Annotated in this window: 16 protein-coding genes; all 16 read left to right on the top strand. The window is 64.9% G+C overall.

The window, feature by feature from the left end:
- Positions 1–17 precede the first annotated feature (17 nt).
- The gene (locus G6N08_RS00235; RefSeq protein ID WP_163753175.1) at positions 18–380 is read left to right on the top strand and encodes a hypothetical protein; all 363 of its coding nucleotides are present in this window, start codon (positions 18–20) and stop codon (positions 378–380) included.
- Positions 377–817: a hypothetical protein gene (locus tag G6N08_RS00230; protein WP_163753174.1), complete on the top strand. Its 441-nt coding sequence runs from the start codon at positions 377–379 to the stop codon at positions 815–817. The genes G6N08_RS00235 and G6N08_RS00230 overlap by 4 nt, the downstream gene beginning before the upstream one ends.
- A 70-nt stretch (positions 818–887) precedes the next feature.
- Positions 888–1,925 (top strand): fibronectin type III domain-containing protein, encoded by a 1,038-nt coding sequence (locus G6N08_RS00225; protein WP_163753173.1) that lies wholly within the window; start codon positions 888–890, stop codon positions 1,923–1,925.
- 114 nt (positions 1,926–2,039) lie between these two features.
- The gene (locus G6N08_RS00220; RefSeq protein WP_163753172.1) at positions 2,040–2,519 is read left to right on the top strand and encodes a hypothetical protein; all 480 of its coding nucleotides are present in this window, start codon (positions 2,040–2,042) and stop codon (positions 2,517–2,519) included.
- Positions 2,520–2,574: 55 nt separating this feature from the next.
- Positions 2,575–2,979 (top strand): hypothetical protein, encoded by a 405-nt coding sequence (locus tag G6N08_RS00215; RefSeq protein WP_157139269.1) that lies wholly within the window; start codon positions 2,575–2,577, stop codon positions 2,977–2,979.
- 3 nt (positions 2,980–2,982) lie between these two features.
- Positions 2,983–5,121, top strand: a complete 2,139-nt coding sequence (locus tag G6N08_RS00210; protein ID WP_163753171.1) for a phage tail tape measure protein — start codon at positions 2,983–2,985, stop codon at positions 5,119–5,121.
- Positions 5,097–6,152, top strand: a complete 1,056-nt coding sequence (locus G6N08_RS00205; RefSeq protein ID WP_163753170.1) for a hypothetical protein — start codon at positions 5,097–5,099, stop codon at positions 6,150–6,152. The genes G6N08_RS00210 and G6N08_RS00205 overlap by 25 nt, the downstream gene beginning before the upstream one ends.
- A 54-nt stretch (positions 6,153–6,206) precedes the next feature.
- Complete coding sequence (locus G6N08_RS00200) at positions 6,207–7,373, top strand: hypothetical protein (protein WP_163753169.1); 1,167 nt, start codon at positions 6,207–6,209, stop codon at positions 7,371–7,373.
- On the top strand, positions 7,349–7,738 hold the full coding sequence (locus G6N08_RS00195) for a hypothetical protein (protein WP_163753168.1): 390 nt from the start codon (positions 7,349–7,351) through the stop codon (positions 7,736–7,738). Before G6N08_RS00200 ends, G6N08_RS00195 begins: the two co-directional genes overlap by 25 nt.
- On the top strand, positions 7,735–8,445 hold the full coding sequence (locus tag G6N08_RS00190) for a hypothetical protein (protein ID WP_163753166.1): 711 nt from the start codon (positions 7,735–7,737) through the stop codon (positions 8,443–8,445). Before G6N08_RS00195 ends, G6N08_RS00190 begins: the two co-directional genes overlap by 4 nt.
- A gap of 141 nt (positions 8,446–8,586) precedes the next feature.
- Entirely contained in the window at positions 8,587–8,820 is a 234-nt protein-coding gene (locus tag G6N08_RS00185) for a hypothetical protein (protein WP_163753164.1), read from the top strand.
- The gene (locus G6N08_RS00180; protein ID WP_163753162.1) at positions 8,817–10,142 is read left to right on the top strand and encodes a Gp37-like protein; all 1,326 of its coding nucleotides are present in this window, start codon (positions 8,817–8,819) and stop codon (positions 10,140–10,142) included. Before G6N08_RS00185 ends, G6N08_RS00180 begins: the two co-directional genes overlap by 4 nt.
- A gap of 39 nt (positions 10,143–10,181) precedes the next feature.
- On the top strand, positions 10,182–10,445 hold the full coding sequence (locus tag G6N08_RS00175) for a hypothetical protein (protein WP_163753161.1): 264 nt from the start codon (positions 10,182–10,184) through the stop codon (positions 10,443–10,445).
- Positions 10,446–10,814: 369 nt separating this feature from the next.
- Positions 10,815–11,357, top strand: a complete 543-nt coding sequence (locus G6N08_RS00170; protein ID WP_163753158.1) for a hypothetical protein — start codon at positions 10,815–10,817, stop codon at positions 11,355–11,357.
- Entirely contained in the window at positions 11,345–11,599 is a 255-nt protein-coding gene (locus G6N08_RS00165; protein WP_163753156.1) for a hypothetical protein, read from the top strand. The genes G6N08_RS00170 and G6N08_RS00165 overlap by 13 nt, the downstream gene beginning before the upstream one ends.
- Positions 11,600–11,666: 67 nt before the next feature.
- Positions 11,667–12,394, top strand: a 728-nt coding sequence (locus G6N08_RS00160) for a hypothetical protein (RefSeq protein ID WP_218033320.1), incomplete at its 3' end; no start/stop codon positions are given.

Here is a 12,394-nt window from a genome sequence, read left to right as displayed (position 1 = left end):
GAGATGCCCGCAACGCTGTGCACGTCGAGCCGCTGCCTGACGGCGGCCGCCGTGTCATCTCCCGCGACAAGAAAGCCGTGTGGATTGAGATCGGCACCAGCCACATGCCCGAGTACGCGCCGTTCACCAAAGCGGCCGCCATGTTCGGCGCCGAAGGCGGCCCATCGTTTTCGTCGACCGGCCGCGACTCGATGGCCGACGAGGGTGTCGCGTACGCGCACGCGCATCTGCGCGCAGAGCTGGAGCGGTTCGCGAAACTGTCCGCGGAAGGCGCCGCGGCGCATGAGATCGCGGCCGCTGCCCGCGACGTGCGGCAGGCCCGCATCGCACGCTCGGCCGCGTTCAAAGCAGCACGATCACGTGGCAGGCGCGGCCGGTGAGCCTCAACTACGGCACGACGCCATCACCGACACAGGTCGGCATCGGCGTGTTGCTGCCGCTCGGCGCAGCAGGTGTCGGTCCTGAGCGCCCCCAGCCGGGAGCCGGATCCGGTGACAGCGAGCCAGATGTCGCGCTGCCGTACTACCTCGTCAACGGCATCGCCGGCAACGACGACAAGTACTGGTGCAACGCGATCATCAGCGTGCATACGCTGGCCGCCACGATAGCCGAGTGTGACGAGTGGGCGTGGAAAGCCCACCACCAGATCATTAGCCTCACAATGGGGGACATTATTAGGCTTCCTAGCGGCGAAACCGCGACGGTGAGCGGTCTTGGGCCGCGAACACATCAGATGCCGGTCTACCAACCCTACGAAGACCCGTTCATCAAACGGTACTACGCGAGATACTTTCTGCCTTTGCGCTTCTCCGCATAGTTGCGCAAAACCCGCTGCGCGTCTTGCTGTTTTTCGGCTTTGACGCTATCGCACCCCGAAAGGAAATATCATGACACTTCCCGCAACCGGCGGCACTTGGGCCGAAGTCCTCGAAGACAACCTGAACCCGCTGAATGTTCGGTACTGGCAGATCACCCACGGGCTGATCCGCGACTACGACCCGACCGGCACGTTCAACCTGGCGTCACCGGCTGTCGGGCTCGGCACCGTCCAAACCGCCAGCGGACCCGCGCAGCTGTTCACACCGTTCGCCGCCGACAACGTCTCGATCCGTGGCGACCTGTTGGTCACGTCACCGAACAGTGCTGTGAACTTCTACGACCTCGGCCTGCTGAAAGAGGACGCCACCGACTGGACCCCGGACCAAACGCTGCAGCAGACGCCATCAGCGCAGCTGGTGCGCTCGGTGCGTAACGTGCTGACCAAGCTCGACGACAAGGTGAACTTCACGCCGATCGAGTCGAACCCGCTGATCGACTACCTGAAGTTCGAGCTCCCGCTGACGGGGATCCCGGCGCTTGGCACACCTGGCTACGGTGTGGCTCGCGGCAACACCGATGCGCCACGCGAGCGCACGCTGGTGCTGATCGGTGTTGACACCGACGCGAACCTGGTGGCGCGCGTGTTCCCGCGCATCATCACCGACAAGAAGGGCAAGAACGAGCTTGCCCGCAAGAACCCGGATTCCTCGGAGCTCACCTACGAAGTGCTGCCGGACCCGTTCACCAAGCAGACGATGTGGGTGTGCCGCGCCGGCACGGCATGGCTGGGAGCGGGCAATCTGCAGTTTGAGACCGCGGTTCCCGCGGTCACGCCGGTGACCGGCCTCAATGCGACGATCACGTTCCCGACACCGATCGACATCACGTCCCCGGTGTACTCGGTGCAGATTCAGCAGACACCGACCGGCGCGTGGTCGGCGGCAACCCTGTCCGGTTCGCCGTCGGTGTCGGGCGGCCTGACGACGTTGACGATTTCGGGCCTGACCGCATCGACCACGTATAACGCGATTCAGGTGACCGCGACAGGGGCCAACGCCACAGTGACCGGCCCGCAGTCGGCTCCGTTCACCTCAACCGCGTCCTGACACAACGCAACACGAACATTCGCGCCCGCGGCGGCCGGTTTGTCTCCGTGGCCGGGCCGCCGCGGCGATCCACGCAGACCCGCGCAGAGGACAAACAAGGCAGGCGACACATTTATGCAGGAGCAGGTTTCCCACAGTCACGATTCGTTCGAGGCGGCGCGCGCACAGGCCGCCGAATACATGGGATTCACCGCCAGCGAGCGCATCATCACCCCCAAAGGCGAGGTATTCGAGATACCCAACCCTTCTTTGCTCGACGACGAGCAGCTGGCCCGCTACGACGCTTTGCAGCTCGAAGTGGAATCGTGGGACCGCGAGGACGACGAAATCGACGAGAACGGGAAAGTTATCCGCCGCGGCGAACTCAAGGAACCGAACCGCAAAAACGGTGTGCTCGTGGAAAACTACCACATTCAGTTAGCGCGGGCGATTTTCGGGGACCGTTACGAGGCGTTCAAGGCCGCCGGCGGTCGCGCTGTCGACGTGACCCTGATCTGGCAGAAGATGGGCCGGGAGCTTGCGGAGCGGCGCAAAGCCGACCCCAAAAGTGACCGAGGCGATCAAATTGTGGAGGCTGTTTCCGACACAGATTGAGGCCGACCTACAGATTCATTGCCGGAGGCGGATAGCGGAGTGGCATCAGGGCACGATGAGCAGCCGAGAAATGCTCGCGCTGCTCGACGGGCTGCCAGAGAACTCCAAATTTAAAGAAGCATCCGAGCGCACCTTCCGTGTCGCTGAATATGTCGGCGAGGACAAGCAGCTCACCGGCAAGTTGCTAAGAATTCCGGCCGCCGGGGCTCCTCCCAAAGACGTGAAGGTGATCGCCACCTACATCGACTGGACGTACGACAGGAAACTGTTGGCGCGCATGACCCGTGAGTTGGCGGCTTTACGCGCGGACCGTGGCGCTCCGCAACCAGACATCGCGGCGCTGTTGGAGCCATTGGACGCGATCTTGCTTGAGCGCAAGGAGTTAGAGCGCGCTGAGTTAGTGCGGCGCGCTAAAAGCCACATAAGCGTCGGCCTCTACGGTATGAAAGGCGGTGAGTGAGCCGTGCCGGTCTATTTAGATGTCAAGTCACGGCTCGATGTCGCGGCCGCCCAACTGGCCGCCCGCGAAGCGAAAGCGATTTTCAGCCGCGCCGGTGACGACATCGGACGCGGCCTCGGCGGCGCGCTGACACGAGCGTTGTCGGCGATCGACGGCAGCGCCGCGCGCACAGCGTTGCGTGGTCTGCAGGACGAATACCGTGCTGCGGCAGCCGCCGAGGAAGAAGCCGCGCGGCGCATGATGCGGTCGATGGGCCAAGTCGAGGTGGCCCAAAAGCGGCTCAACGAGACCACCGCGAAATACGGCGCCGACAGCAGCAAGGCCGCTGCAGCCAACGTGGCGTTAGCCGACTCGCATGCCCGCGCATCGAAAGCACAACGTGATCACGTCGATGCGATGGTCGCCGCCGAGGCCGCGCACAGCCGGCTCGGCAGCGCGATGGACAAGAGCGCGACCTCGGCCAGCCGCGCCGGCCAGGTGTTCAACGCGATCGGTGTCGCCTCCGTAGCTGGCCTCGGTGTGGCGTTCGTCGAAACCACTAAGAAGGCCGGCGATTTCCAGGCATCACAGGAGCGCCTCGTCGCGTCCGCGGGAGAGACGGCAGCCAACCTGAAAACCGTCTCAGACGGGATCCTCAAGCTGGCAGGGCAAGTCGGCTACTCGGCGCAAGAGTTGTCCAACGCGATGTACAACGTGGAAAAAGCCGGGTATCGCGGCGCAGACGGCGTGAACGTGCTCAAATCAGCGGCGCAGGGCGCCAAGTCGGAAAACGCAGACCTCAAAGAAGTCCTCTCCGGTCTGACCACGTCGATGAACGACTTCGGATACGGCCCCGAGCACGCCGCTGATGTCATGTCGAAAATGGTGTCGGCCGTTGGGATGGCGAAAAGCAATTTCGCCGATTTCGCAGGCGCATTGCACACAGCTGAGCCGCTGTTCGCCAACATCGGGAAAAGCCAGGGACTCAACGCTGAACAACTGCATCACTTGATGGCTGACCTGTACGGCGTGACCGCGCAAATGACACAGTCCGGCGACTCGGCGCAGCACGCATCGGAGCTTATCGCGCACGCCATGCAGAAGATGCTCAACCCGACAGCACAGATGCGTGACATGATGGGCGCTCTCGGTCTTGACGCGCAGGACATCCAAGATCACCTAGGCGAGCGCGGACTCGCCGGCACCATGCAACTTCTGCAGCGCGCCGTGCAGGAACACACCAAAGACGGCAAAGTCAATCTTGATGTGCGCTACCAAAGCTCGCAGTTAGCGAGGGCCGAGGAGCAGGCGTTCAACGGGCTGTCACCGGCAGCGAAAGCGGTCGCCCAGCAGATCAAAGACGGCACATTATCGTACAAGGACTTCCGCAAATCGCGCGGCGGCCTCAACGTCGAGCTGGCCAATGAGGTCAGTCAGTGGAACACGCTGCACAACAAGCTGGCCGGCTTCAGCAGTCTGATCAAGTCGGGCATCGGCGACCAGATCGGCTACGACCAGGCGTTGAAACTGCTCACCGGAGACCAGGAAACCCTGCAGGTCGCGCTCCAGACGACCGGCGAGAACGGTGCGAAAGCCAACGAGAAAATCAAAGAGATCGACGGCACCGTCCGCGAACATGACGGCACCGTAAAGGGTTTCCACGAAACCCAGACCACATTCAACGCCAAGCTAGACCAGGCCAAGTCCGCGTTCGGGGCGGCCGCGATTGCGATCGGTAACGACTTCCTGCCCGCCGCGACGACCGCCCTGAACGTCGTCAAGGACGTAGCTAACGCCCTAGCGCAGCATCCAGGCATCATGCATGGCGTCATCGACGCGCTCGGCGCGCTGGGCGGCGCGTGGGCGATATTCAAGGCCGCCAAGATCGCCGAAACCGTTCTCGCGCCAATCGCCAGCGGGCTCGGCACGATCGTCGCCGAGGAGGACGCGGCCACCGCCTCGACGGGCGCCTCAGCGGCGCTTTGGGACGTCTCGCCAAGGGGCGCCTTGGCTCTCGGCGCGCAGCTTGGCGGTGACGCGCTGCAACACGCGACGGGTCCCAGCGGGTTCTGGCACGGCGCGGCCGTGGTCGGCACCGATGCCGCGACCGGTGCCGCCCTCGGATCGGTGTTCGGGCCTTGGGAACCGCCATCGGCGGCATAGGCGGCGCGGGCGTAGGGCTCTACCATCAGCTCGCCGGCCACTCCGGCGGTGGCCCGCTGCGCGCTCCTGGGCCGAAAGGCAAAGACTCGGCGCTGTTTTGGGGCGCAGACGGCGAGCACGTCCTGACCGCTGACGACGTGGACGCGATGGGCGGTCACGGCGCGGTGTACGCGTTCCGGCGCGCGCTGCACCGTCAAGGCGGGGGAGCCATCGGACCCGACGTGCAGGCCGCTTACTCGATGATCGGCACGCCCTACAGTCAAGCCACACGCCACGACTGCTCGGGGATGGTGGGCCGCGTCATCGCCGGCGCGCTCGGCATCCCTAACGTCGGATTGCCCACCACCGTCAACATGGGCCAATGGCTGGCGTCGCTGGGGTTCCGGCCCGGCATCGGCGGCCCTGGCACGATCAGCGTCGGCTGGTACGACCACGGCGGCGGCAACGCCGGGCACGCCGCCATGACGCTGTCGGACGGCGAGAACGCCGAAGCCGGCGGCTCGCACGGGAACTTCGTTGTCGGAGCGGGCGCTGCGGGCGCGAACAGCCCTCAGTTCGACCATCACATGTTTTTGCCGATCGGCGACCTGCAAGGCCCACCCGGCTACAGCGCAGGCGGCGGCTTCGGCGGGGGCGCCGGAGGTTTCGGCGGCGGCGGCATCGGCGGGGCCGGCATCCCGGCCGGCGCAACGCCCGGGACCGGGCCCGGCGGCCAGCCGGGCTACTACACGCGCGACGACGAGAAAGTCGCGGCCGCGCGGGAACGGCTGCGACATCTCGACAACGAGATTCACGACGCCGAAGAACGCCGCAACGAACTCAAAGCAACCGCCAAGCAGTCCGAGCGGGATCGGCTCGACCACGAGATCGAGCACCTGCACACCGAGCGCGATCTGGCGCAGCGCAAGCTCGAAGACGCCGAGCGGGGCGCTTTTCACCCGCTGCGCGGTGGCGCGAACAGTTTCGGCGGGTTGCGGTTCGGCGCACCGCTCGCGGAAGGCTTCGGCCCTCCGGCGGGGTCAAAGGCTTAGGGGTGGCTTGTCACCTTCCTCGCCGACCTGGCGATCGGCCCGATAGAGGGCGCCATGCTGGGCAACGCCATCCGCTCCAGCGCAGTGGGCGCCGACTACGGCTTGGACGCTGGATTGGACTTCGGCGCTCCCGGCGGTTACGCAGACCTCGGCGACTACGGCACACCGCTGCCGCCTAGCAGCGCCGCCACGGCCGGATGGCGAGCCGACGGCGATACGGCCCCACCGGCCGATGGTTCGCCGACCGGCACAGGCGCCGCGTCGGCTGCGCCCGAAGCATCTTCCGCACCGCCGACGCCAGCACCACCGACGCCAGCACCGCCGGGGCCAGCGTCACCGGCGCCGGCGATGTTCCAGCCCCCGCAGCCGGCGCTGACCCACGGTCCCCTGCCTCAGCTCGGGCCGTTCCCAACGCTGCCCGGCGTGGTTGACAAGGCCGCCGGGATCCCGGCGCCTCAGCAGCCGGTACCTCCGGCAATCGAGACATATCTCCGAGTTATTACCGGCCGGGCGTCTGGGCCACGCTTGAGTCTGCCGGGAATGCTCGGCGGCCCAGCGACAGCCCCGCCGAATCGGCAACAGCTCGATCTGTCAAACGTGTTGGGCGCCAGCCCGCCCACGGCACACGCGCCGATACCGATGCCACCGCACCCGATGGGGCCCCATCCGGGCGGTGAATCTCGCGCCGATGGATGCGCGCCGCGCTTCGGCGGCCCGGCCGGCACCGACATCATCCCAGCGTGGCTGTCGCCGGGCGAACACGTGCTCACCGCCGACGACGTGCGCGCGATGGGCGGCCAGGACGCGGTCTATGCGTTCCGTAATGCCCTGCATCGCAATCACGGTGGTGCGGTCTATTTGGTCGGCGGCGGTGACCCGACGCAGCCGCCGCCGCCGACGCCGAAACCACCGGCCGCGCCGCAACAGAAGTCAGGCGGGCAGCCTCATTTGCCGGTCGGCGCGCCGAAATCGCCGGGCCCGGGCAACAAAGGCACCCAGGCCAGCGAAGTGTCGGCCGAGGACCGCTCCGCGCACACCCCGGAAGGTGTCGCCAAACCCGGCGCATCCCAGCGGCTTCCCGGCCAAGACCTGCCACCTCGCCGGGGCTCGGTTTCGGCGGCGGCATCATCGGCGCCGAGTCGGCGGCGGCTTCAGCTGGTTCGATGTTTCCCGGCGGCAGCGCGGCCGGCGCCGGGATGCAGGTCGCCTTCCAGGACTTGAACCGCACCGGCGGCTACCTCGGCCAGCTGGGCGGCATCGCCGCCGAAGGCGTTCTCAGCACCTTGATCCCGTCCGATAGCCCGCTGTCGCAGTGGGGCAAAACACTGCCTGGCCGCCTGTTGACAGGTATCGCGGGTGTGCGCCCATCAACGCCGAACACCGCGGGACAGACCCAGCAGCCGCTCACCCCGGCCAGCGGCGGCGACGTGCACAACGGGGACCGGATCGGCTCGCAGTTCAACGCGCCGATCGTCGTGCAAGCCAACAACCCCGACGAGTTCCGTCAACGGTTAATGACCGAGCAAACCGCGCAGTCCAACACTGCCGGACGCCAATTCCCAAGGCCGTACGGATTGCCGCGATGACGACCTACCCTCTGATTTACGCCACCAACGACGCCACGATTCTGCCCCAGGGCGCAGCCGATCTGCTGGACGGCGCAATACCCACTATCAAGTTCACCAGCCCCGACGGAAACTCGAAGTTCACGCTGTGCGGGCCGGAGGCGCCGTGGCCCGGAATCCAAGACGGCATCCTCTTGGTGGACGGATTATCCGGTGTCACACCAGGTTTCAAGCACATCGACCTCAAAGGAGCGCGGCAGCCCGGCGTCACCTGGACCTACACCATGTATGACACCTGCAACTTGACGATGCGTTTGCAGGCGCATGCCACCACCCCGCAAGGCATGTCGCGCCTGGTGTCGGAGTGGATCGGTGCGTGGAACCCGAATCTGCAAGGCTCGCTGGAATATTGGACGGTTGACCGCGGCTATTGGTGGTTCCCGGCCCGCTGGGGCGAGCCGTGGGCGGATCAGATCAAGCAGCTGCCGCGGCTCGTGCTGCATCAGGAGTTCACGCAGAAGATCCGCAACGATCTCGCGTTCTGGCTCGGTGTGCCGTGGACAGACACCTTCCCGCGTGACACGTCGGGGTGGACCGGCTCGGCTCCGGCTGGTTGCAGTTGGGCAACATCGGTGACCAGGACGGCTGGCCCGCCATCCTGTGCTACGCGGGAACCGAAGACGGGGCCACGTTCAGTTTCGCCAACGGCCCCGGCTCGACAACGATGATCACGTTCGGACCACTGAACGCCGGTGACATTGCGCTGATCAACACTTTATCCCGGCTGCCGCGCGTCGTCGACCTCACCCCGCCACGGTCGCAGGCGCCGCAGTCGGCGTCGCCGTCGCTGCTCGACACGCTCATCAACTTTGTCAGCGGCAACAACGCCGCCGCTGCTGCAGCAGTTCGAGTCGGCGTTTGGGGCGCTGCCGCAGACCGCCCCGCTGGCGTCGCTGATCACCGGCAACTACACCAACCCGATTCCCGGTGTGGCGCAGCCACAATACGCGCAGCCAGCGGCTATCGCGTGCTCGATCACCGGCGGCAACCCGGCATCGAAAATGGTCGCCTCTATCACACCGATGAGGGTGTGGCCGGAATGAGCAGCCTTGACCAGCAACAGGTTACGCTGACCGGGCCCGATCCCGTCGCGGCGATGTCGAGTGCGCTGCAATTGGCCCGGCCGCACGAATCCGTGCCGATCAACATGGATGTGCGGCTGTTCGACAACTATTACCGCACCGAATACCAGTGCGGCGACTACATCGAAGTCACCTGCACCTTCCCGCGTCTGAAACTGCCCGACGGCACATTGACGCTCAAAGGACAAGACCCGCTGGCCGAGCTTGCGATCACTTGTCAGACAACGGTCGTTCCCGTGGTGATCGATTTCGAAGGGGGAGCCGGCCGCTGGTCGGGGCGCATCGACGTCGCGCACGACAAAATCAACCCCGACGGCGCCGAGACCGTAGAGTGCGAACTGGTCGGCGACTTAACGATGCTGGACCGGATTGTCGCATGGCCACAGCCATTCCTGCCTATCGAAGTGCAGCCATCCGAAGCGGTCCTCATCGGACCGGCGATCACAGTGTTCAAAACGCTGGTGGCCGAGAACTGTATGCGGCTGCAACTCGGCCTCTGGGAGCTGTTCAACACGCTCGGCTCCCTCGACTTAGATTGGCGCACCTGGTTCGGCACCATCCTCATGCAAAACAGCATCTCCCTCAGCGAGTTCATGCAAATGGTCACCACCGGTGTGCGTGATACCCACCGACCCGCTGACAGACACATCGCCATGGATCGAGGTCAACGGTCGCATGGACACGCTGTGGCAGCTGATGCGACAACAGCTCGCCGACAACGGTATCTATCCCAGCATGGATTTGTGGATGCCCGGCGAGCCGCAACCCGAAGGACTGCTGTGGATTTACAGGCGCCCACCCTGTGCTTCAACTTGCGCAACTACCTTGGAGTTACGGGTCCGACGGGCACTGTGGTGGACGGCGCTGTCCAGGATTTGGTGGACCTCGAAGGCTCGCTGCTGGGCGGCGTTCTCAACCCCTTCCTGAACCCCGACAACGAGTACGTGCCACCGGGTTCCGACATCGTTATCGCGCCCACGCTCGGGGTGAATTTCGTTCCACCGTGGGTGGTGTTCAACGCTGACGCTGACGACTCGGGAATAGTGTCGATGGATGTCGCCCACCACCATCCGGTGTGCTGGCAGGTCATTCTGGGCGGCAAGTCACCCAAGTGGCTCAACGATTTCATAAACGCCAGCCTGGAATACCTGGTGGACATTCTGATGATGACCATCGGGATCACCGGCATCTCGAACAGCATTTTTGACGGGCTGCTCGACAACGCGTTTCTGGCGTTCGAGTTTTTCGAGTGGTTCGACCGCAGAGCGCTACGGGTTTCCTGAGCGGTTTTTCCCACCCAATCCACATACGACATCGACACGATGTTCGCGGCCATTTCGGCGGGTTGGGACACCAACGGATACCCGGCGGCGCAGTTAACGTTCTACCACGGCATGCCGTGGCGGCTGTTCAAAGACGTTTTCGGCCAACTGGCGTCGCTCATCCGCCGCGGCGTCCTCTACACCGATTATCTCGACGAGATCAAAGTCATCGACAACGCAGAGATACGGTGCCGTATCGATGTCCGTTGGCGACGGGCGCCGCGAAGAAGCGCCTATGACATTGATCCAACGCAAAATAGTTGACGTTTGAGGGGTTGATGCTTGCGCTCGGCGCCCCCAACGGCTAAAAAACAGGAAAAGGGCAGCGGGTGTGAGTATTTACGGCGAAGCCCCGTCCGGGGCTGTTAACGGAACCAACACCGTTTTCACTACGTCGCAGCCGTTCTACCCTGGCAGCACTCGGGTCTATGTGAACGGTGAACGCCAACACGACGGCGTTGACTACAGCGAGGATCCGCCGTCAACTCTGACATTCGCGCAACCGCCGGCGAACGGGGTGATCCTGGTTGACTATGACATCACCGCGCAGGGTGCGAATTATCCGCTAGGTCAATGGAATTGGAACCCTGAGGGTTACCCCGCCGGTTCGGTGCTGTATTACGGGCCGGTCCTGTGGCCGGCGGGGATAGACCCCGGTTCGACGAAACCGCTGTCATGGTGTTCGGGCCGGGCGGCGCACAAGCAAACGGGATACCTCCGCTGGCCGCCGGCCAGCCCGGTCCCCCACCACAGTTGGCCATCGGCAACGTCAACACGCTAGCCGCGGGCAGCAGCGCTACCGCCGACCTGCGCGAAACAGCGCCGGGTGGCCCCGGGATCCCGTCCGCGTACGCGCTGGACCTCGGGCTGCCGCAAGGTTCACCGGGCACCGTCGGCTTCCTCATCGCCAGCGCCGAAGACCTGGTGGGAACCCTAGTCAACGGCGCGACGCTGCTGTTCAACTCGGCGACCGGAAAATTCTACCCGGCTCCGCTGCCATTCCTGTTCGCCTACAACGTCACCGGGATACCCACCACCGGAACCTCGGGCGGCCAAGTGCGCACGTTGTCATCGCTGACGATACCTGCCCAGACCCAGCCGTATCTTCCGCTGGTGTTCGCCTCCGTTGAGGTCGCGGGCACCGTGAACACGAAGGTGGATTTGTGGCCCGGCTAGGCGGCGCACCAAACACACAGGGAGGCGCCGAGATCGGCCGCTCGGCACGCTGGGCGCGGCGCCCCGGCGCCTGTGATCATCCCCGAGTTCGGGGCTTTGCTCAACGGGGCTCGGTCGGTCAAGTCGGCGCCGGAACGTCCGCCACCGTGTATTTGAACGCCGAGCAGCAAGCGGCGACAACTGACGAATACTCCACCGGCCGCTGCGTGTTCACCGTGGTAGGGGCGCCGCTGTCGTCATGACCAGTCCAGCGCCGAATTGGACGACACCGGACCCGTCCGTACACTACCCGCCAGGCAGCTCGCTTGAATGTTGCGCCGTTCACCGCAGCAGATTGAGGCGATCGGCCAGCAGCTCATAGAGGGATTCCTGCGCTGGGTTGTCCAAGCGTTGATCGGCGTGGTCACCGGCCAAAACCTCAGCGGTGTGCTCGCGCAGCTGTCGTCGTGGTCGAACACCTTGCAGTCCGACATCAACGACGCCGCAACCGATGTGCAGCAGGCCATCGACAACGTGGTCCAGTTGTTCGGCGGCTCCGGCACCAACAACCCGGTGTCGCAGATCCTGTCGCAAGGCAAAGACGCGATCAACCAGCTGGTCAACTCGCTGCAAGGCTTGTTGACCGGAAACCCGTTCGGGGACTTCGCTAACGCGCTGCAGGCCATCCCCGGATTGAACATCGCCGGCCAGCTGCGCCCCGCAACCGGTGTGTTGTGCTCGCGGGCGCGCACATCGTCGACATCAACCCGAACTGCTGTGGGCGCCCGGCTTCGACACCGCGGCGTCGGTGTCGGCGCGCGCCCGCAGATCACCTGGGACGGCACCACCGGGCGCACCAACCCCGGTTCGCTGCTGATCCAACCCGACGGCGCATACCTCTACTCCGATGTCGGCAACCCGATCCCGGTCACGGGCGAGCAGCTCGCCATGTCGATCTGGGCGAAGTGGGCCGGTCTCGCCTACACCGGAACCAACCCAATCCGGCTGGAGGTGCTGCAGTACAAGTTCGCCGGTATGCAGGTGCCGCAACGCGTGTC

It is taken from the genome of Mycobacterium botniense, assembly GCF_010723305.1.
Lineage (GTDB): Bacteria > Actinomycetota > Actinomycetes > Mycobacteriales > Mycobacteriaceae > Mycobacterium > Mycobacterium botniense.
Note: the sequence above shows the minus strand (reverse complement) of the source record. Positions and strands in the feature narration are given on the sequence as shown.

What these genes read in the sequence shown, in the direction of transcription:
- G6N08_RS00175 (WP_163753161.1), top strand. Translation starts at nt 10,182, where the DNA reads ATGTTCGCGGCCATTTCGGCGGGTTGGGACACCAACGGATACCCGGCG.
- G6N08_RS00195 (WP_163753168.1), top strand. Translation starts at nt 7,349, where the DNA reads ATGCAGGTCGCCTTCCAGGACTTGAACCGCACCGGCGGCTACCTCGGC.
- G6N08_RS00225 (WP_163753173.1), top strand. Translation starts at nt 888, where the DNA reads ATGACACTTCCCGCAACCGGCGGCACTTGGGCCGAAGTCCTCGAAGAC.
- G6N08_RS00220 (WP_163753172.1), top strand. Translation starts at nt 2,040, where the DNA reads ATGCAGGAGCAGGTTTCCCACAGTCACGATTCGTTCGAGGCGGCGCGC.
- G6N08_RS00215 (WP_157139269.1), top strand. Translation starts at nt 2,575, where the DNA reads ATGAGCAGCCGAGAAATGCTCGCGCTGCTCGACGGGCTGCCAGAGAAC.
- G6N08_RS00180 (WP_163753162.1), top strand. Translation starts at nt 8,817, where the DNA reads ATGAGCAGCCTTGACCAGCAACAGGTTACGCTGACCGGGCCCGATCCC.
- G6N08_RS00200 (WP_163753169.1), top strand. Translation starts at nt 6,207, where the DNA reads ATGCTGGGCAACGCCATCCGCTCCAGCGCAGTGGGCGCCGACTACGGC.
- G6N08_RS00190 (WP_163753166.1), top strand. Translation starts at nt 7,735, where the DNA reads ATGACGACCTACCCTCTGATTTACGCCACCAACGACGCCACGATTCTG.